Origin of the sequence: Mycobacterium sp. Aquia_213, assembly GCF_026625985.1 — a bacterium.
Classification (GTDB): domain Bacteria; phylum Actinomycetota; class Actinomycetes; order Mycobacteriales; family Mycobacteriaceae; genus Mycobacterium.
The window spans coordinates 1948725-1969492 of record NZ_CP113116.1 but is presented as its reverse complement, the minus strand read 5'-3'; the positions used below and the strand labels follow the sequence as shown (position 1 = coordinate 1969492).

Here is a 20768-nt window from a genome sequence, read left to right as displayed (position 1 = left end):
CCCGCACGTTGACTGTTCAGGACTATTCGGGAGGTTCGCCATGTCCCGGCTTCAGGGAGTCTCCGACCGCGACGCCAGCCTGGGCGCCAAGATCGCCTTCTTCTTCACCAAACGCAAGCTCGCGCAGCTGGCCGGACTGGAAACGGCCGGCATGCTCGAACCTTTGCGGATGTATGCCTACATCCCCAAACTGCTCAGCGCCTACGGCAAGCTCGAACAGGCCGAATCGAAGCTGGACATCCTCACCCCACGTCAGCGCGCGCTGGCGGAGCTGAAGGCGGCGACGACGGTGCGCTGCGAGTACTGCATCGATCTCGGCTCGCAGATCGCCCGCCAGTGGGGCATCACCGACGAGGAACTGCTGGCCATCACCGACTACCGCAACGCGGCGTGCTTCTCCGACGTCGACAGGCTGATCCTCGAGTACGCCACCGCGATGAGCCGCACCCCGGTTGAAGTGACCGATGCGCTGTTCGACGCGCTGCGCGCCCACTTCGACCCGCCGCAGCTGGTCGGCCTCACCCACGTCATCAACCTGGGCAACATGCGTGCCCGGTTCAACATCGCGCTCGGCATCGGCTCGACCGGTTTCTCCGGCAACCGGGTGTGCGCGCTGCCCGACGCCGGCCGCCCGTGACGGCCTCACTGACAGACCGTTTCGAGGCGGCCCGGCCGCAGCTGGGGGCCATCGCCTACCGCATGCTGGGCTCGGTCGACGACGCGCAGGATGCCGTGCAGGAAGCCTGGCTGCGGCTAAACCGCAGCTCCGCCGAAGGCATCGACAACCTCGACGCCTGGCTGACCACCGTGGTGGCCCGCATCTGCCTGAACACGTTGCGGGACCGCCACTCCCGTCATCGCGAGGAGCCGGTCGCCCAGCTGCCGGACCCGATCGTGGACACCCACGGCGAATTCGACCCCGAACACCGCGCGATGCTGGCCGACGCGGTGGGCCTGGCGTTGTTCGTCGTGCTGGACACCTTGGCGCCGGCGGAGCGGCTGGCGTTCGTCCTGCACGACGTCTTCACCGTGCCGTTCGACCAGATCGCGCCCATCGTCGACCGCACCCCGGAAGCGACCCGCAAGCTGGCCAGCCGCGCGCGCCGGCGCATCCAGGAGGCGGACCCGCTTCCCGACGCAGACATCGCCGCGCAGCGCGAGGCCGTCGACGCCTTCTTCGCGGCCGGGCGCTCCGGAGACTTCGACCGGCTGGTGACGGTGCTGCATCCCGACGTGGTGCTACGTGGCGACTTCGGTTCCGGCGCAGGACTTTTCCGCGCCGAGGGGGCGTCGTCGGTGGCTCAGCTGGCCCGCGGCTACGCGGGCACCGATCGCGAGGTCCGCGCCGCAACCGTCAACGGCGCGGCCGGCGCGGTGGTGTTCGTCGCCGGCCGGCCCGCCTCGATCATGGCGTTCGTGGTGCGCGACGGCGTGGTCGCCGCGATCGACGTGCTGGCCGACCCGGAGCGCATCGCCCGGCTCGACCTGAGCGCCGTATCCGGCTAGTTCACCGCGGTCGCGGCCTGCAGCAATGCCAGCGCGGCGTCGTGCTGCAGCACCCAGTTGCCACCCTGTTGAACGAACACCAGTTGCTTGTCGACCGGCCCGGCGAACTTCGGACCCGCGATAGCCACCTGGGCGGCGGCCGTATTGGGTCCGGCCGGCACGATGTTCGTCACGGTGAAGGTCTCCGGGAAGTTGCCGTTCCGGTAGGCCTTGCGCAGGTCGTGGTCGGCAACGTGGCCCTCGTCGGGATTGATGCCGTTTTCGACCAGCCCGACCTTGACGGAGTAGCCCACGCCGGGATCGGTGGCCTGGATGCACAGGTTGCTCAACTGTTCCGCCGTCGGCAGGCCCGACCCCACCGGCGCCGGCGCGGGAGGAGGCGGCGGCTCCTGCGGCAAGGGCGCGCCAACCGCGGCCAGTTGCACCTGAGTCGCCGGCGCTGCGACCGACGCGATGCCGGCGGCGGCGCCGCCAACGATGGCCAGCGCCGCCATGCTCATAGCTACGGATTTCACGTTTCCCCCTTTAGAGGCCCGTTCCGGGCCAGCGTGACGGATGTTACTCACTGCCCGGCGGCCTGAATCAGCTCCATCGCCGAAGCGCGCGACAACATCCAGCTGCCCTGGTTGACGAACGTGGCGTTCTGGATCACCGGGTTGGGCAGCTTCGGTCCGGACACCGCGACGTCCGCCGTCACCGTTCCCGCAGCGCCGGGCTGAATGTTGGTGATGTTGAACGTCAACGGCAGGTCGCCGTTCTTGGCGGCCTTTTCCAACTTGCGGTCCGCGATGTGTGCCACGGTTCCGCTGATGCCGCCTTCGACCAGATTGCCCTTGTTAGTGAACGACACGCTCGGGTCGGCCAGGCTGGTCAGCAGGCCGGTCAGCTGGTCCGCGGTAGGAACGCCGGCAGCGGGCGCCGGGACGGGCGGCGGTGGGTCCTGTGGCAACGGCGCGCCGACGGCGGCGAGCTGCACCTGGGCGGCCGGGACGGCGGCGATCGAGGTGACGCCGATGGCCGCGGCACCAAGAGCACCCAGTGCGGCCACACCTGTCACGATGGTTTTGACGGATTTCATGATTCCCCCTTCGAAGTGCAGCGCCGTGACGGAATGTCACCCACACCTGGTGTAGATGGTGTAGTTGTGCACCTTGTGACAGATGCTACGCGAGATCACACTGACTAATCTGTGTGCAACCTGTGTAGCAGCCCAGAATTTTGGGTTTGCTGGCTAACCGGCCGACCGGCTCCCGGCGATGGACTCACGCAGGCTCTTCGGCCGGATGTCGGGCCAGTTCTGCTCGACGTAGTCCAGGCACTCGGCCCGAGTTGCTTCGCCGTACACCACGCGCCAACCCGCTGGAACGTCGGTGAAGACGGGCCACAGACTGTGTTGCTCCTCATCGTTGACCAGTACGAAGAAGGTGCCGTTGTCGTCGTCGAAAGGGTTAGTGCTCATCTTTTCTCCGTCATCGTTTGGTATCGGGACAAACTCGCCGGACCGACCCAGGACCCCAGCACGCGATCCGAAAGCAGGCCGAGACAGCTCAGGTTGGGGAATCCGGGCCCCTGGGTGAGGCCGGACAGGTTAGGCAGGAACAACTTGGGGGTCACCTCGGACAGGGACAGGTCGTAGCCGATCCCCTCTTGCAGTCGATCGGACGCCAGCTGTCCGCCCAGACCCAACTCGAGGGTGTCGAGCGCGTCCTGGCTGAACAATGAGGTGAACCAGAGCGCGTCGGCGCCGGAGCCGTCGATGACGAGATCGAAACCGTGCACCGTCTCCAGGTTCTCGCTGAACCGGTTGGTGGACAGCGTCAGCCGGATCTGCCCGTCGCGGCCCACCGCGTGGGCGACCCGGCCGCGCAGATGGCGGATGCGGTCATCGGCCAACAACGCCTCTTGCACGTTGGCCGAGAACACGCCGCGGTCGGTGCGCGACAGCGCGTCGCGGCGCTCGTCCAGCGTCAGCGCGGTCCAGTCGGTGGGATCGGAGAACAGCGAGTTCTCGAAGAAACTCTCGCCGCGGGTGAACAACGTCACCTGCGGCGAGATAACCGTGATCGTCGAAACCCGGTGCCGGAAAAGCTCATTGAGCATCGAAGCGGCCGTCTCACCGCCGCCGATCACCGCGACCCGCTCGGCGGTGATGCGGTCGTGGCCGGCCGCGCGGTCCCAGAATTGGGCGATCGACATCATTCGTGGGTTGCCGGGCAGCAGCGATTTCTCCGCCTGACCCGGTCCGGTGATCATCAACGCATCTGCGTGCACGGTCGTCTCGTGGGTGTGCAGCGCCCAGCGGTCACCGTCGACGCCGAGGCCGTCGACCTCGCCGTGCACCACTTTCATGCCGACCTGATCGGCGACCCAACCCAGGTACTGGCTCCATTTGCGATGCGGCGGAGCGGGTCTGCCCCGGTCGATCCACTCGGCGAACGCCGCGGTCGCGATCAGATAGGACTGCCAGCTGTACCGGGTCATCAGCTCGTCGAGCTCGCCGTTGCGGCGCGGCACCAGCGCCGACCGGTAGGGGAAACCGACGTCCTTTTCCGGGCTGGTGCCCAGCCGGTGCGCCCCGTCGGTCCAGCCGCCGCTCGCCTGCCAGTTCGCCCCGACCCCGGTGCGTTCGACAGCGATCACGTCGGGGACCTCGACACCCATGTCGCGCAATACCTTCGCCTTGGCGGCCACGGCCACCGCCTTGGCGCCGGCGCCCAGGATCGCGAGCGTGCTCATCTCACCACCTCCCGCAGTGATTCAATCCAAAGTTGTTGCAAAGCAGAGATATCCGCGTCGTCGAGAATGTCGGGCAGCGCGCGCCACTGCGCCGCCAGGACACGCTGGCCATCGAATGGCAGCACGGTCGCCATGATCGTGAGTTCGTGGCGCACCGCCAGATCCGGTTCCGGCTGCGGCGATACCCCGGCCAGCAGTCCGCGCTCCGGCTTCAGCACGGTCCCGCCCCCGGTGTGGGCTGCGCCGAGATAGTTCAGCAGCAGCTGCGGGTCGGGCAGCGGGGCCAGGTGCGCGGCGGTGTCGGCGCGCAGATAGCGCAACAAGCCGTAGTCGAGTCCGTCACCCGGGATGGCCGCCAACCGCTCCCCGACCTGCCGCGGGTCGGTCGAGGCCACCCGGACCGGATAGATGGAACTGAGCAGTCCGACCGTGTCGCCGGTGTCGATGGTGTGCGCGCCGGGCTCGTCAACCAAACCGTCTGCACGGCCATGGGTTTCCAGCGCCAGCAGCGGTGGCGGCGTGGCTTGGTTTCGGCGCTGCCGCCAGCGGGTCACCGTCGCCGCCGTGGCAGCCACCAGCAGATGCGGCAACGGAAGGCCGGAATCCAGCAGCCGCTGGGTGGTCTCCGCATCGGCGGCGACCATCCGGACGATCAGGTCACGGGCCCGGTCGCGGCCCGGATCCACCCGTCGGGCACCGAGATCGGGATCGTCGCCTTCGAGCTGCCCGGCCCAGAACTGCGTGGTGTCCAACTGGGCGGCGCGCTCGGTGAGGGCACCGGCCCAGCGCCGGTAACCGGTGTGCTCCCGGATCGGTGCCGGCGACTGGCCGGTGGCCAACGCTCTCAGCGCGGCGTCCAGCTCGCCGAGAACGACCCGCCAGGAAGCCGGATCCATTGCCAACACGTGGGCGGCCAGTAGCAGAACACTCGGCCCGGTCGGGGGGCGAAGCCACACCGCGGCCAGCAGCACTGCGCGCTCGGGGTCGAGACGCTCGACGGCCCGTGCGACGTGCCCGGGGACCACGGTTTGCAGATCCTCGGAGAGGACTACCTCCTCGATGAGAGCCTCGGTGGCCGGTGCCGGAACCAGGGTCATGGTGGCGCGGTCCAATCGCGTGCGGAGCACTTCGTGCCCCGCGAAGATGCTGGCCAGCGCGGCATCCAGTTGTTCGCGGGTGACGTCGTCGGGCAGCCGGATGGCTTCGGTCTGCGCCAGCCGGCGCGGCTCGCCGTATTCGTAGAGCCAGCGGCCGTTGGCCAGCACCGGCATGGGTCCGACGCTGTCCTCGACTTCCGTTGCAGCAGAGGTTGTTTCGGAATCGATTGCCTCCGCCAGTTCCCGGACGTTGGCGCATTCGAGGATGAGCCGGGCGCGCAACGCGATGCCCCGCGCCCGCGCCGCCTGCACCACCGACAACGCCATGATGCTGTCCAGGCCCAGCTGCAAGAAGTCCGCGGCGACGTCGACTCGGGGTAGCTGCAGCAACTCCGAAAGCAGTTCGGCCAGTGCGGCTTCCGTGGGCGTTTCGGGCTCGGCTCCGGCTTCTGCGGTATCCGTCGCATCGAATGCGCTCAGCGCGGCTTCGTCCAGTTTGCCGTTTGCGGTCAGCGGGATTTCGTCGACGGTGATGATGCGCTGCGGAATCATGTAGCGCGGCAACCGGGTACCGAGCATGCCGCGCAGCTCGGCCGCCGACGGCCGGTGTGCGGCCGCTTGGGCAATCACGACGTAGGCGGTCAGCCGCGCTCCGGTTTGCAGACGCCGCACCACAACACCGGCGTGCCGCACGGCCGGGTGCGATTCCAGCGCGGCGGCGATCTCACCGGGTTCGACCCGGTAGCCGCGAATCTTCACCTGCGCGTCGGCGCGCCCCACGTACTGCAGGGAGCCGTCGGGCCCTCGACGCACCAAGTCGCCGGTGCGATACATCCGCTCGCCGGCAGCGAACGGATCGGCGAGGAATCGGTGGCTGGTCTCCCCCGGGCGGCCCAGATAGCCGCGGGCCAGCTGCGCGCCGGCCAGGTACAGCTCGCCGGTCGCCCCGACGGGCACCGGACGCAGCCCGGTGTCCAGCACGTAGCCGCGGGTGTACTGGGTCGGCCGTCCGATCGACGGCTCGTCGTAGTCCGTGATGGCGGCCACTACCGCCTCGACGGTGGTTTCGGTTGGGCCGTAACAGTTGTACGCGCGCAACTGGGTTCGCGCGCACTCGCTGCGGATCAGGGCCCAGGCGGAGCTACCGAGTGCTTCCCCGCCCAGCGCCAGCACCGCCAGCGGAACCGTCGTGAGTAAACCGCACGCGGCGAGTTGGGCGAACATCGACGGCGTGGTGTCGATCATGTCGACGCCGTGCTCGGCGATCGCCGCGACAAGGGCCTCGGCGTCGGTCTGGGTCCGCTCGTCGACGACGTGCACACCATGGCCGTCGAGCAGCGCGACCAAGGGCTGCCAGGCGGCATCGAACGCGAACGACCAGGCATGCGCGATGCGCAGCGGGCGACCCAACCGGGCGGCCGCGGGCCGCAGCACGCTGTCCAGATGATCGTCTGCATACGCGCCGACTGCCGCGTGAGTTCCTATGACGCCCTTGGGTTCTCCCGTCGTTCCCGAGGTGAAGACGACATACGCGGCCTGCTGCGGCGGCACCTCGACCGGGTGGAAGTCGGTGGCGTCCTGTTCGCCGGCCTGCAGCAGTTCCTGATCGACGATGATCGACGCCCCGGTTTGGCGCAGAATCGACTCCACCCGTTCCGGGGGCAGCCACGGCTCCATCGGCACGCACATGCCGCCGGCCTTGAGCACTGCGAGCATCGCAACGATGTACTCCGGGCTGCGGAAAAGCCGGATGGCCACCGGGTTTTCGGACGTCACCCCGCGCTCGGCGAGCCGGGCGGCCAGCGCATCGGCACGAGCGTCGAGCTCGCGGTAGCTCAGCGTGCCGCCCGCCCAGCTGACCGCGACGTTCTCGGGTGTCTTGGCAGCGACCTCGGCGAAGCGGGTATGGATGCCGACCGCCGGCGGAGCCGCCGCGCCTACGGCCGTGACCACCTCGTCCTCGAAGAGGACGCTGACCTCACGCAGCGGCCGCTCCCAAGCCTGCAGCAGTCGTTCGGCGGTGCTCAGCACTCGCCGGCCCAGCCGCTCGCCGGTGGTGGACCCCAGCGCACCGTCGCGCACTTCGACCAGCACCACCAGTTCGCGGCCCTCCAGGTGGGCAGCGATCGCGATCGGGAAGTGGGACAGGCTTTCCAGCGCGGACGGCCGGAATCTCGCACTGCCAGCGGTCAATTCACCGCCGGCGACCAGTCCGTCCATCGGGAAGTTCTCGTAGACCAGCAGGGTGTCGAACATCTCGCCCACCCCGCCCAGGGCGCGCAACTGTGCATGCCCGAGATAGCCGTGCTCACGCAGCAGCGCGGCATCGCGTTGCACCACCCGGCATTGCTCGCCGACGCCGGCGGCCGGGTCGAGCCGCACCCGCATCGGCACGGTGTTGATGAACAGGCCGATCATCGTTTCGACGCCCTCAAGCTCGGGCGGGCGGCCGGAGATGGTGACTCCGAAGACCACGTCATGGGTGTCGGTCAGCCGCGACAACACCAGGGCCCATGCCATTTGCATCAGGGTGTTGACGGTGATGCCGCGTGATCGGGTGCCGTCGACCAGTCGCGCGGCCACCTCGGCCGGCAGCCGCAGTTCGGTGGTGCGCGCCAACCCCGTCGGCTGTCCCTCGGCCGCCTCGGCCGAGCCGAGCACCGCGGCCAGCAAGGTGGGACCTGGCAGGCCGGCCAGGTGCCGGCGCCAAATCTGTTGGCTGGCCTCCGGATCGCGGCTCGCGAGCCACCCGATGTAGTCCCGGTACGGCCGCGGCGCGATGGGCAACGCCGCGGGATCTCCCCCGGCGCCGTACAGGATCATCAGCTCGTTGACGAACACCGGCAACGACCAACCGTCGATCACGATGTGGTGGGCGGTGATCACCAAACGCCATTGTGGGCCCGGCAATTCGATCAGCATGAATCGGATGGCCGGCCCGCGTTCCAAATCGAACGGTCGCCGGCGTTCGCCGACCTCCAACGCTTGCACATCTTCGGGCGAGGCCTTGACGAGTTGCCAGGGCAGCTCGACCCGGGATGGCACGATCTGCACCGGACGCGCGATCCCGCGGCTGAAGAAGCTGGCCCGCAGGTTCGGGTGTCGCGCCAACATCTTTATCGCGCAGCCGTGTAACAGCTCGACGTCGAGCGCACCGGAGATGTCTGCGGCCATTCCGATCATGTACGGATCGTCGGCCGCCTCACCTTCGGCGAATTCGGTGAGCGCGCTCAGCGAATACAAGCCCTCCTGCAGGGGGCTCAACGCCATCACGTCCTCGATGTCCGGCGCGACATCGGTTTTGGTAGCGGTCATGACGTTCCGTCGCGCGACGACGACCACAGCTGCGTCACCGCGGCCAGATCGTCGGCGGAGAGACCGGACGCGGCCATCGGCTCGAAGCGGGTATCCGCCTCCTGACCGGTCAGCTCGGTGCCGGCCGGCGCATCGCCCAGGGCATCCAGGGCAGCGGCCAACTGCGCAGGCGTCGGATGCTCGAAGACCATGCGCGGGCTGACGGCCAGGCCGGCCGCACGGGCCCGCGATGACAGCTGCACCGACAGGATGCTGTCTCCGCCGAGGGCGAAGAAGTCGTCGAACCGCCCGACCTCCGCGGTCGACAGCAGTTCGGCGAACACCTTGGCCAGCGCGCGTTCGGTGTCGGTGCGCGCCGGTTCGGTCTGGGCGGTGGTGCTGACCGCCGGCTTCGGAAGACCGGGGCGGTTCAGCTTGCCCGACTCCGTCTTGGGCAGGGCGTCGAGCACCGTCAACGATGACGGCATCATGTATCCCGGCAGTGTGGTCGCGATCGCGGCACGCACCGCGCTGGCGAACGCCGCCTTCTCCGCGTCGTCGGTGATGGGGCGTTGTGGCACAACATATCCGGCCAACGAGAGGCCGCCGCGCACTTCCCAGGTACGGGCCGCCACGGCGGCCACACCGTCGGCGCCGGCCAATGCCGCCTCGAGCTCACCCAATTCGACGCGGAAGCCACGCACATTCACCTGATGGTCGATGCGGCCGGCGAATTCCAGCTCGCCGTCCTCGGTCCAGCGGGCCAGGTCGCCACTGCGGTATAGCCGCGAACCGGGTTCCAGCGCATACGGATTGGCGACAAACCGCGTTGCGGTCAAGCCGGGCCGCTTCCAGTAACCCCGGGCCAGCTGGTCGCCGGCGTAATACAGTTCGCCGACCACACCGACCGGCACCGGGCGTAGCCCGTCGTCGAGCAGGTAGGCGTCCGCACCCGGGACCGGTTTGCCCACACGCGGATTCGGCAGACCGAGCCGCCCGCGAGACACCGCACCGGAGGTTTCGGTGGAGCCGATGTTGTTCAGCAGCTGGATGTCCGCGGCGTCGGCACACGCGGCGACCAGGCGCTGCAGCAGCGACGCGCTCACCGGCTCGCCGCCGCAGACCAGCCGCGACAGGGATCGGACCACATCGGGCCGGGTGTCCACCAGGGCGGAGACCAGGCTGGGCACCGCCGTCACCTGTGCCACCGAGTGGCGGTGCATCAGCGCTCCGAGGGCTTCGGCGTCGCGATGCTCGGCATCGTCGGCAAGGATCATCGTCGCGCCGGCGGCCAAGCCGGCCAGCATCTCCATACCGCCCTCGAGGAAGGTGATCGAGGCTTGCGCCAAGCGAATGTCGTTGGCGCAGGGCGGGTAATGCCGCAACTGCCAGTCCAGCCGGGCCGACATCGACCGGTGCGTGCCCACCGCGCCCTTCGGCTTGCCGGTGGACCCGGACGTGAACACCAAATACATCGGGTCGTCGGGGTGCGGCAGGCTCTGCGTCGCCGGGTCGGCCGCGTCACTGCTGTCCAGCACGGCACGCACCTGGGGGTCGTCCAGCGAAATCAGGGTGACCCCAGGCATTTCCGGCGTGCTGTCCGCGGCTTCGGCGGTCGCCAGCACCACCGGCGGCGCGACGTCGTCGAGCATGAATTGCTTGCGTGCCAGCGGGTAGCCGGGATCGATCGGGAAGTAGCCGGCACCGGCTTTCATGATGGCGACCAGCGCCACCACCATGTCGATGCCACGTCGAGTCGATAGGCCGACCAGCGACCCCGGCGTCACCCCGCTTTCGGTGAGCAGCGCGGCCAGGTTGTCCGAACGGCGGTGCAGCGCGGGGTAATCGATGTGTTCACCACCGCAGCGCACCGCGATCCGGTCGGGACCCCAATTGCGGCTGGGGGCCAGCACTTCCGGGATGGTGCGCGGTCGGTCGTGTGGTGCCCGGGCACCGCGGCTCCACTCGTCGAGAATGCGGTGCTGTTCGTCGTCGTCGATCACCGCAACGTCGCGCAGAGTTTGATCGACATTGTTGGCGAACTCGGTGATGATCCGGGCCAGCCAGCCGGTCACCCGCTCGATCGTCGACCTGCTGTACAGCTCGGTGCGGTAGATGACGTTGCAGTTGTACCCGGAGCCGTCGGTGCCGTTGGTGCCCAGGAAGTTGACACTCAGGTCGGCATGCGCCATGTCGAAGATCGGATCCAGCGAGGTGATCACCGTGTCCTCGCCATCGCGGGCGTCGGGTCCAGAATCGATGACCCGGGTGGGGGGCAGGTGATCACGCACGTGCACCACGACCTGGAACAGCGGGTTGCGCGACAACGAACGCACCGGGCTCACGCTGTCGACCACCCGGTCGAACGGCAGATCCTGGTGGGCGTAGGCGGCCAAGGCCGTCTCGCGGGTCCGGGCCAGCGCTTCGCGCAGGGTGGGGTTGCCGTCCAGGTCGTTGCGCAGTACCAGGATATTGACGAAAAAGCCGATCAATTGGTCTAATTCGGCTTCGGTGCGTCCGGCTACCGGGGTCCCCAGGGGGATGTCCACCCCGCTGCCGGCCTTGTGCAGCACCACGGCGACGGCCGTTTGCAGCAGCATGAATTCGGTGATGCCGAGCTCGCGGCACAACTCGGCGAGCTTGCCGCGGGTGGCCGAGTCGATGGCGAAGTCGACGGATTCACCCGCGCCGCTGGGCACCGGCTGACGCGCGAAGTCCGGCCGCAGACCGGTGTCCTCCGGCATCCCGGCCAGCTGCCGGGTCCAGTACTCCCGCTGCTCGCTCGCGACGGTGGATCCCTGCCCACCCGAATCGCCCAGGAACGCGCCCTGCCATGCCGCGTAGTCGGCGTACTGCACCCGAAGTGGTGCCCAGGATGGAGCCTCTCCGGCGCGCCGGGCCCGATACGCGGTGAGCACATCGGAGAACAGCACGCCCGCCGACCAGTGGTCGGAGGCGATGTGGTGGACCACAAAGGACATCACATGTTCGCCATCGTCGGTGCGCAGCACCGCGATTCGGATCGGCCGCTCGGCGTCCAGCTCGAAGCAGTGCTGCCGCTCGGCGTCGAGCTGTTCGGTCAGCCAGGCTTCGCTGTCCTCGGCGGCGCCGTCGAAGTCCGCGCGGCGGATCGGGAGATCACCGGCCGGATTGACCACTTGATACGGCACGCCGTCGATTTCGACGTAGCTGGTCCGCAGGATTTCGTGGCGGGCGACGACGTCGCCGATCGCGGCGATCAGTGCCTCGATATCCCACGGCCCGCTCAGCTTCGCGGCGAAGGGAATGTTGTTGACCCAGCTGGGCCGGTCGATGCGATACGCGAACCAGCTGCGCAGCTGTGACGCCGACAGCGGCAACGGCTCGTCGTGCGCGGTCGCGATCAGCTTCGGCCGCGACTCGACGGGGGTGCCGGAACCCAGTTGGTCGACCCGCTCGGCAAGCAGGCCCACCGTCCCCAACTCGAAGACGTCGCGGATGCCGAGCTCCACACCGCAATCGGAGCGGATCGCGGTGACCAGCTTGGTGGCCACCAGCGAGTGGCCGCCCAAATCGAAGAACGAGTCGTCGACGCCCACCCGGTCGTGGCCGAGCAGGGTGGAAAACAGTGCGGCGATCCGGCGTTCGGTGGGCGTCGTCGGGTCGCGGTATTCGGCGCCGGCCGCGATCTCGGGTTGCGGCAACGCAGTCCGGTCGATCTTCTGGTGCGCGGTGATCGGGATTTCGTCGAGCACCACGTAGCCGGCCGGCGTCATGTAGTCCGGCAGCGCCGCGGCGACCCGGGCCCGGATACGGTCGACGTCAACGGATTCGGTGCCGCAATCCGGGGCCGGGGTCACGTATCCGACGAGGCTCTTGCCCAGCCGGGGCAGGTCCACGGCCAGCACGACGGCTTGCCCGACGCTGGGGTCGACCGAGATGGCGGCGGCGATCTCGCCCAACTCGATGCGGAAGCCGCGGATCTTCACCTGCTCATCGGCTCGGCCGACGAACTCGATATCTCCGTCGGCGTTGCGGCGGGCCAGGTCACCCGAGCGGTACATCCGCCCGCCCGGCGTGAACGGGTCGGCGACGAAACGTTCCGCCGTCAGCCCCGGCCTGCGGTGATAGCCCTGCGCGACATGTGTTCCGGCGATGTAGATTTCGCCGATCACGCCCACCGGGACGGGGTGTAGCGCGTCGTCGAGCAGATACACCTGCGTGTTGATCTTGGGCCGGCCGATCGGCACGATGCGGGTGCCCTGGCTGCCCTGCACCGGGTAGCTGGTGCAGTTGACGACGGTCTCGGTCGGTCCGTAGAAGTTGTACAGCAGCGCGTCGAAAGTGGCGTGGAACTTGTCGGCGATCTCGCCGGGCAGCGCCTCCCCACCGATGGGTACCCGCCGCAGGGTGCGCCACTGGTTGACGCCGGGCAGCGACAGGAAAAGCCCCAGCAGCGACGGCACGAAGTGCATCGAGGTAATGCCTTCGCGGCTGAGCAAATCGGTCAGGTAGCCGATGTCACGCAGCCCGTCGGGTCGCGGAATCACCAGCCGGGCGCCCATGATCAGCGTGCCGAAGATCTCGCCCATCGACACGTCGAAGCTGGGCGAAGCGACCTGCAGCAGCGATTCTGTTGCGTCGATCTGGTATTCGTCGCCGAACCACACGAAGTACTCGGCGATCGGCGCGTGCGGCACCGGAACACCCTTGGGCAGCCCGGTCGAACCCGACGTGTAGATCAGGTAGGCGGTGTTGTGCGGGCTCAGCGGGCGGATCAACTCGGGCGCCGCGACCGGGTAGTTGGACAAGCCGGTAACCGGTTCGCGCAGAACCAGTTTGGCGTCAGCATCACCCAGGATGAACGATATTCGATCCTGCGGGTAGGTGGGGTCCACCGGCATATACACCCCGCCCGCTTTGAGGATGCCGAGCGCCGTGACGACGAGTTCGGGCGACTTGTCCAGCAGTAGTGCGACCCGGTCCTCGGTCCCGATACCTTGCTCGATGAGCCAGTGCGCCACCCGGTTCGACTCTTCGTCGATCTCCCGGTAGGTGTAGTTGCGGCCTTCGTAACCGACGGCCACGGCATCGGGCGACTGCGCTGCGCGCCGACTGACCAACTCCGGCAACGTGGCCGCCGGAGTGGTGAACTCTTCGCCCGTCGACACCTGACGCAGCCACTCGGCGTCTTCGTCGTTCATCAGCGCGCAGGCGGACAGCGCCGCGTCGGGGTGGCTCAGCGCGCTGTCCAGCAATACGACGTAGTGCCGCAGTAGCTGTTCCACCAGCGGACGATCCAGCACCTCGACCAGATACTCCGCCTCGACCAATCCGCCGCCGTTCGCCGAGCGGTCCAGTTCCACCATGAAACTCAGTGGCAGCTGGTTGAAGTGACCGCGCAGTTCGGCGCGCGCGCACTGCACACCCGGCGGGCAGAAGCCGGGGCCGTCGGCGTCCCGCTGCCCAAAGCTCACCCGGGTCATCCGGTCCGCGCCGTGGCGGCGGTCGGGATTGGACTCGCGCACCAGCCAATCCAGGTCAGCGCGTGAATGCGCGAACGCGCCTACGGCGCTGTCACGGGTTTGGGTCAGCAGTTCCCGGAATGTCTGGTGGGAGTGCGGTTGCAGCCGAATCACCACGGTGTTGCCGTAGTAGCCGATGGCGTCCTCGGTCCCGACGCCGCGATTCAGCACCGGCACCGCGACCAGAAAGTCACTCGCCTGCGTGTAGCGCTGGACCAGTGCGGCGAAGGCCGACATCAACACCATGTAGGGGGTGGCGCCGGTTTCCCGGGCCAATGCCGCTACCCGATCGACAACGTCGGCCGGCAACCGCGTGGTCGTGCGCTGTGCGCGCCAGGTACTCGGCACCACCGAACCGTTGGCACCCGGAAGCTCAAGTGGTTCCGGGAGATTCGTGATCAGTGGCCGCCAGTAGGCGGCGTCCTCGTCATGGCTGGGGGCGTCGGCGAATCCCGGCTCGACCGCGGGGGCCGGCGCCGCCGGCGCGGCAGCGAAGCCGTCCGGGTCGGTGTACGCGCGCGTCAGATCGGCGAAGAACGGCGCCCATGACCCGTCGTCCCACGCGATGTGGTGGGCGGTGAACAACAGCATCAGTTCGTCGGCCGACAAGCGCGCCACGGTGACCCGCAGCGGCGAATCCTTGGCCAGGTCGAACGGTCGGCCGAAGTCCCGCTGCGCCAACACATCCAGCCGCAACCGCCGCGACTGATCGGTCAGGCCCGACAAGTCATGCTCGGCCCAGTCCGGCCGTAGATCCTCGCGGATCACCGGGTACGGGAAGCCGTCGGTGTCGGTCTCGTAGGTCGTGTGCAGCACCGGGTGACGCGCAGCCACGGCAGCGACCGCGTCCCCCAGCCGCGTCACGTCGACGGCGCCGGTAACGCGATACGAGACACAGACGTTGAGCAGCGCGCTGTCGGGGTCGACCGACTGCACGAACCACATCCGGTGCTGACCACCGGACATGCGCGGCTCGTCGAAGGTCGCCACTGCCCCGTCGGCCTCGGGCCTGTCCAGGCCGCGCTCAGCGATCTTGCGGCGTAACAATTCCAGGCGCATTTCGTCGAGCCCGGCATTGGAGGTGTCAGTCACGCTAGGAGTCCAACCTTTCTAGCATCGCGAGCGTCGAGTGCTGCGCCCCGATCGGGGCGGCGCCGGCTGCCAACCTCGGCGAAGCCTTCGGCCCGCCGGTTGAGCCCGAGCCCAACGCATTGATCAATTCGTGCACGGTGATGCCGCCGAGCATGCGGCCCACCGGAACCGAGCTCCCCACCGTCCGGCGTAGCCGCTTGCGCAGATCCAGCGCGAGCAACGAGTCCACACCGAGGTCGATCAGAGACGCAGTCGGGTCAATCGAGGACGAATCACCCAGGTGCAATGTCGCGGCGAGCTCGGCGCGTACGACATCGGCGAGCGGCTTCGCGGCGGAGCCGTTGTCACGCTCGGAGCTGTCGCTGCTGCCCGGGTCGCTGAACGGCATTGGCATTCCCTGGCTTTCGAAGAAGACCGCGAGCCGGTCGAAATCCGCGTCGAAAATCAGGGGATCGCCGTCGTAACGGTACAAGCTGGCTTCGATCGCCAGTTCGGGGTCCATGGCAATCAGACCGGAACGCTCGGTGCGGGTAATCTCGTTGGCCGCCACCACACCAGCGGCCTGCCACAGTCCCCATCGAACGGCAACACAGTCCCGGCCGCGGGCCCGCAACTGGGCAGCCAGCACGTCGAGCATCCGGTTGGACGCCGCGTACGCCGCGTGGTGGTAGCCGCCCCATACGCCAAACACGGACGAACAGGCCAGAATCCGGCAGTCGGGCTGCGCCGGCCAGACCTCGGCGAGCAACGCCAATCCGCGAACCTTCGCGTCACATACCTCGGCCACATCCGTGCCGGTGAGATCCTCGCGCACCACCGCTTTGGCGATGCCAGCCGTGTGGATCAGCAATGACGCACCGGCGCCCGCATATTGGAATGCGACAGCGGACAACGCGGTGCGGTCGGTGATGTCGCACAGTGGGGCCTGGACCACCGCATCATGGTTTTCGGCGAGCCGCGCCAACGCGTCAGGATCAACACCGTTGCGGCTCAACAGGATAACCGTGCGCGCCCCGTGCTCGATGCAGTACCGCGCGTACTGCAGGCCGATCGCTCCGCTACCGCCGGTGATCACGACGTTGTCCAGCGCGGGGGCATCCAGTGGTCGGCTGGTTGCCGATTCGCGACACTCCCGGAACGTCCGGACATGGCGTCGGGGCGATTCGGGGCCCCGCAAAGCGATCTCGGCCGCGTCGCCGATCAGCACGTCGACAACCGCGAGTGCGGTCGGGGCGTCGACGTCACGGCTTGGCAGGTCCAGGTGCCCGAAAGCCTGGTCCGGGAATTCGAAACCGACGCTGCGATGCATCGCGGCCAGGGCGGCCTGTGCCGGCGAGACATCCGATTCATCTCGATCGACCTGTTCGGCACCGACGGTGAGCAACCAGACGGCCCGGCATCGTGGGCCGATGACCGCGGCGTAATCGGGTAGGCCCGCGTCGGACCGGCCGGCGATCTGCTCGATCGCGGCAAGCGCATCCAACTGGTCGAGCTCCGGGGCAATGACCGCGACGATTTCGGCCTCGCGCAGCGGCACCGCCTGGCAACCGTCATGCGCGGCAACGGCGTCGATCAGTTGCTGGGTCAGCGCGCCCGCCGCGGCCTCGCCGAAAAATCCGATGGCACAACCGGTTGCACCGGCCGTAGTCGGTGCCGTCAGCTGCTGCCAATCCTCGACGGCAGCGGTGAGCGCTGGAACTGCGACGGCTTCGGTCAGCGGTTCCGGTGTCGCCCAGAGATGCACCGCCCGCATCTGCGCGTTCGGGAATCTCGGCAGCGGCGGCTGGATACCGTTCGGGATGGCGTTGGCCCACGGGCTACCCGGGTCAGCGGTCGCAACGGCGGCGAGGTTCGCCGACAGCGAATCGCTGATGGATTTGTCGCGATGTCCCGATCCGACGATCACGGTCGACTCTTCGTCGACGATGTCGGCAAGCGGATAGAGCAGCGACGGATGAGCGGACAGCTCGACGAACGTGTCGACTCCGAGTTTCTGCGCATGCCGCACGGCCCGATCGAATCGCACAGTGCCACAGAGGTTCTCGTACCAGTATTCGGAGAAGTCGACGTCGCTGGCCACCTCGGTACCGAACGTCGAGCCGACGAACCGCACCCCTGAGGGCCGGAAGGCCGAGTCGGGTATCAGCTCGATCAGCGGGGTACGCAACGGCCGTAGCGCACTGGTGTGGCCCGGGTAGTCGACCGACAGCTGGTGAGTGAAGATGCCTCGCCGCTTGGCCAGTTGCACCGCGGCGGCCACGGCGTCGTGGTCACCGGAGACCACGGTCGACGACGGCCCGTTGACCGCCGAAACTTCCAGCCAGCCAGGCGCATCGGCCAGCACGGACTCGGCCTCTTCGAGGCCGACACCCAGCACCGCCATCGCGTACCGGCCGGTCAGCCGGTCGACGACGGCAGCGCGCGCGCCGACCAAAGTGACCGCGTCCGCCAGCGTGATCGTCGCGGCCACATACGCTGCCGCGACCTCGCCGAGGCTGTGCCCGACGGTGACCTCGGGAACCAGCCCGTAGTTTCGCCATGCCGCGGCCAGGCTGACCGCGTGCGTGAACTGTGCACCCTGAATCTCCGTGCGCGACCAGTTCTGCTCCTGCTCACCCACCAGGTATGGCAGCGGCGAGACCAACCCGGCCGCGACGAACGCCTGCCCGCATGCGTCGGCGGTCTCCCGATAGGCCGGCAGCCTCCGGTAGGCGTCGGCCCCCATCGCCTGCCATTGATTGCCTTGGCCAGGAAACACGAAGGCGATACGCGGCGCCGAGGTCTTGGCGGACCAGGTGATCAGGGGGTGTTCGTCATCGTGTGAGAGCGCGGACAAGCCGTCGAGGAGTTCGGTGCGGTCGGCTGCGCGTACCACCGCGCGGTGCCGTCGCACCCGCCGCAGCCGCAGCAGCGTCGACGCAATCGCCGCCACTACCTCCGGTGCGGTGTTCCCGCTGCGGTCCAGGTAGTCGAGGATGGCCGCCGCATCCCGGCGAATGAGCCCTTTGTCGTGCGAGGTGAGCAACACCGGGACACGACCATCGGGCAACACGTGATCGAGCACTATGCCACCTCGGGCATGGAGACAATCAGATGTGCGTTGGTGCCCGCGATACCGAATGCGGACGCCACTGCCGTCCGCTGTCCGGCGATGGCCGGCCAGGGCGTCAGAGTCTGCGCCAGACGCAAACCTTGTCCTTCCCAGTCGATTTCCGGGCTGGGTTCACCGGCGTGCAGGGTGGCCGGGATGGCGCCGTGTTCGGCCGAGACGAGAACTTTGGCCAGCCCGAGCGCGCCGGCGGCGGCCAGGGAGTGACCCACGTTGGATTTCACCGAACCCAACAGCGCTCCGGCGCCGGGTTCGGTGTCGCCGTAAGTCTCTGCCAGCGAACGCAGTTCGGTGCGATCGCCGAGCCGGGTACCGGTGCCGTGGCCCTCGATCATCCCCACTTCCTCGGGCTTGATCCCGGCTTGGGTGATCGCGCGGCGGAACAGCCGGACCTGCGCGTCCTCGCTGGGGGCGGACAGGCCAGCACTGCGGCCGTCCTGGTTGACGGCGGTGGCGCGGACCTCGGCGATGATCTGCCGGCCGGCCCGCAGCGCGGCCGATTTGCGTTGCAGCACAAACATTGCCGATCCTTCGGCCCACACCGTTCCGCTGGCCTGCGCGCTGTACGGACGGCAGTAGCCGTCGTCAGAGAGGGCATGTTGCTTGGAGAATTCGACAAAGAATCCGGGTGAGCCCAACACGTTGACCCCACCGGCCAGCGCCAGGTCGCAATCGCCGTCCCGCAGAGCGCGCACCGCGACGTGGAACGCCACCAGCGCCGAAGCGCACGAGGAGTCGAGGGTCAGCGCCGGACCGGTCAGCCCCAGCGTGTATGCGACCCGGCCCGAGATCACGCTCAGCGCCGTCCCGGCGAGCAAATGGCCGCTGTGCCGGGAGAACTCGGCCATCTCGGGCCCGTACCCGGTCATCGATGCGCCGACAAAGCAACCCACATCGTGGCCGGCCAGGTCGTCGGGGTTGATGCCGCTGTTCTCCAGCGCGCGCCAGGACACGCGCAGCGTCACCCGCTGCTGTGGGTCCATCGCGATTGCTTCGCGAGGCGAGATGCCGAAGAATTCCGGGTCGAATGTGGCTGCCCCGCTGAGGAATCCACCGCGGTCGTGGATCTGTTTGAATCCACTACGACGTGAGCCGGCGAGCAGGTCGGCGACCGACCAGCCGCGGTCGGTCGGAAACTGGCCCAGCGCCTCACGACCGTGTGCCAGGAGGTCCCAGTAGCCGTCGGCGGTGTCGATTCCGCCGGGTGCCTCGACGGCCATCCCGACGATCACGATCGGGTCGTTATCGATGGCTTCGACCCCGCTGTCAGACATTGGCGTTCACCTGTGCGGCGATCGCATCGACATGGTCGTAGACGTAGAAGTGTCCGCCGTCGTACAGCGACAGCTCGAAGGTCCCGGCAGTGTGCCGTTCCCAGCGCCGCAGCACATCGATCGCGATGCGGTGATCGTCACGGCCGCCCAGGACGTGGATGTCGATGCCGATACGAGTGTCTGGACTGGGGTCGTAGCGATTGAAGGCCTGGTAGTCGGCGCGCATCGCGGTGGTCAGCAGCTCGGAGAATTCCTCGTCGGCAAGCAGTTCGGGATCCGTGCCGCCCAGGTCGGCGAGTTCGGCGAGCACCTCGTCGTCGCTGGTCGGCAGTTCGGGCATGTCGGCGACGACGCACGGCGGCGGACCCGCGGAAGCCCACAGCTTCTGCACGGCGACGTCGTGCTCCTCGGCCACCCGAGCAAACTCGAATGCGACGACGGCGCCCATGCTGTGCCCGAACAACCGCAATGGCGCGACACTGCGCCAAGGCCCGGCCTCAAAGAGCCCGAGGGCAAGGTCATGCACGGTCTCGTGGGCAGGCTCGGCGAGCCGGTCGGCGCGCTGGGGGTACTGCACGATGTACGTGTCGCCGCCCGCGGCGAGTGCGGCGGCCAGTACCCGGTAGCTCGCGGCGGCCGCCCCGGCGTGCGGAAACACCACCGTGACGCCCTCAGACGATTTCTCGCTGCGCCCCGGTACGAGCTTGATCCAGGACGGAAATGTGGAAGGCATGCTGATCAGATCACGGAACGTCATAGTGCTCACTGGATGCATGGGCGGCGTTGCTATGGGCGGCTGCCCCGTCGAAGGTGACAGCGTGAGAGCCTGCGACTACTAGCCGCGGCCCGCCGGCCAGCGACACCCGTCGGACCGAGTCCTCGCCCTGACGCATCAGGGTGTCAGTCGACTGAGCAGGGCCAACACCGGCGCCGAGCAGTTCGGCTACCTCCGCACGGATGTCCACCGAGCACGCGGGGGCACGCACCACGAAACCTCCCTCACTTAGCACAGGCTGCCCTAATTTTTGATGGTTACCCTATCCTCTCTCCCGGCGCTGTTGCTACCAAGCCCCCTCTAAGGAACCCAGGTGATACCGGACACAGCGCCGCCCGCGGAGGGTTTTTATGTCGTTCCCCGCCGACCGAGCCGCCACGC

The 20768-nt window shown here is 68.1% G+C and carries 12 protein-coding genes; 2 read left to right on the top strand and 10 right to left on the bottom strand.

Annotated features, from left to right (window positions below; all coding sequences use genetic code 11):
* Positions 1-40: 40 nt before the first annotated feature.
* Both LMQ14_RS09230 and LMQ14_RS09225 read left to right on the top strand, forming a co-directional pair.
* Positions 41-637 (top strand): carboxymuconolactone decarboxylase family protein, encoded by a 597-nt coding sequence (locus tag LMQ14_RS09230; protein WP_267734443.1) that lies wholly within the window; start codon positions 41-43, stop codon positions 635-637.
* Positions 634-1506, top strand: coding sequence for a sigma-70 family RNA polymerase sigma factor (locus LMQ14_RS09225; RefSeq protein WP_267734442.1), 873 nt, complete (start codon positions 634-636; stop codon positions 1504-1506). The genes LMQ14_RS09230 and LMQ14_RS09225 overlap by 4 nt, the downstream gene beginning before the upstream one ends.
* Here LMQ14_RS09225 and LMQ14_RS09220 read toward each other — a convergent pair.
* The 10 genes from LMQ14_RS09220 to LMQ14_RS09175 form a co-directional block, all read right to left on the bottom strand.
* Positions 1503-2006: a hypothetical protein gene (locus LMQ14_RS09220; RefSeq protein WP_267735425.1), complete on the bottom strand. Its 504-nt coding sequence runs from the start codon at positions 2004-2006 to the stop codon at positions 1503-1505. The genes LMQ14_RS09225 and LMQ14_RS09220 overlap by 4 nt on opposite strands.
* Before the next feature lie 62 nt (positions 2007-2068).
* Positions 2069-2584 (bottom strand): hypothetical protein, encoded by a 516-nt coding sequence (locus tag LMQ14_RS09215; RefSeq protein WP_267734441.1) that lies wholly within the window; start codon positions 2582-2584, stop codon positions 2069-2071.
* 153 nt (positions 2585-2737) lie between these two features.
* Positions 2738-2965: an MbtH family protein gene (locus tag LMQ14_RS09210; RefSeq protein ID WP_267734440.1), complete on the bottom strand. Its 228-nt coding sequence runs from the start codon at positions 2963-2965 to the stop codon at positions 2738-2740.
* Positions 2962-4242, bottom strand: coding sequence for an NADPH-dependent L-lysine N(6)-monooxygenase MbtG (gene mbtG / locus LMQ14_RS09205; RefSeq protein WP_267734439.1), 1281 nt, complete (start codon positions 4240-4242; stop codon positions 2962-2964). The genes LMQ14_RS09210 and mbtG overlap by 4 nt, the downstream gene beginning before the upstream one ends.
* Complete coding sequence (locus tag LMQ14_RS09200; protein ID WP_267734438.1) at positions 4239-8654, bottom strand: amino acid adenylation domain-containing protein; 4416 nt, start codon at positions 8652-8654, stop codon at positions 4239-4241. The genes mbtG and LMQ14_RS09200 overlap by 4 nt, the downstream gene beginning before the upstream one ends.
* On the bottom strand, positions 8651-15229 hold the full coding sequence (locus LMQ14_RS09195; RefSeq protein ID WP_267734437.1) for a non-ribosomal peptide synthetase: 6579 nt from the start codon (positions 15227-15229) through the stop codon (positions 8651-8653). Before LMQ14_RS09195 ends, LMQ14_RS09200 begins: the two co-directional genes overlap by 4 nt.
* A 1-nt stretch (position 15230) precedes the next feature.
* Positions 15231-18293, bottom strand: a complete 3063-nt coding sequence (gene mbtD, locus LMQ14_RS09190) for a mycobactin polyketide synthase MbtD (protein WP_267734436.1) — start codon at positions 18291-18293, stop codon at positions 15231-15233.
* Entirely contained in the window at positions 18293-19612 is a 1320-nt protein-coding gene (locus tag LMQ14_RS09185) for a polyketide synthase (RefSeq protein WP_267734435.1), read from the bottom strand. Before LMQ14_RS09185 ends, mbtD begins: the two co-directional genes overlap by 1 nt.
* Positions 19605-20369, bottom strand: coding sequence for a thioesterase II family protein (locus tag LMQ14_RS09180; RefSeq protein ID WP_267734434.1), 765 nt, complete (start codon positions 20367-20369; stop codon positions 19605-19607). Before LMQ14_RS09180 ends, LMQ14_RS09185 begins: the two co-directional genes overlap by 8 nt.
* Positions 20356-20601, bottom strand: coding sequence for a hypothetical protein (locus LMQ14_RS09175; protein ID WP_267734433.1), 246 nt, complete (start codon positions 20599-20601; stop codon positions 20356-20358). Before LMQ14_RS09175 ends, LMQ14_RS09180 begins: the two co-directional genes overlap by 14 nt.
* Positions 20602-20768: the final 167 nt, after the last annotated feature.

Excerpts from the sequence above, each read along its gene's own strand:
- LMQ14_RS09230 (WP_267734443.1), top strand. The coding sequence starts at position 41 with ATGTCCCGGCTTCAGGGAGTCTCCGACCGCGACGCCAGCCTGGGCGCC.
- LMQ14_RS09220 (WP_267735425.1), bottom strand. The coding sequence starts at position 2,006 with ATGAGCATGGCGGCGCTGGCCATCGTTGGCGGCGCCGCCGCCGGCATC.
- LMQ14_RS09215 (WP_267734441.1), bottom strand. The coding sequence starts at position 2,584 with ATGAAATCCGTCAAAACCATCGTGACAGGTGTGGCCGCACTGGGTGCT.
- LMQ14_RS09210 (WP_267734440.1), bottom strand. The coding sequence starts at position 2,965 with ATGAGCACTAACCCTTTCGACGACGACAACGGCACCTTCTTCGTACTG.
- mbtG (WP_267734439.1), bottom strand. The coding sequence starts at position 4,242 with ATGAGCACGCTCGCGATCCTGGGCGCCGGCGCCAAGGCGGTGGCCGTG.
- LMQ14_RS09200 (WP_267734438.1), bottom strand. The coding sequence starts at position 8,654 with ATGACCGCTACCAAAACCGATGTCGCGCCGGACATCGAGGACGTGATG.
- LMQ14_RS09185 (WP_267734435.1), bottom strand. The coding sequence starts at position 19,612 with ATGTCTGACAGCGGGGTCGAAGCCATCGATAACGACCCGATCGTGATC.
- LMQ14_RS09180 (WP_267734434.1), bottom strand. The coding sequence starts at position 20,369 with ATGACGTTCCGTGATCTGATCAGCATGCCTTCCACATTTCCGTCCTGG.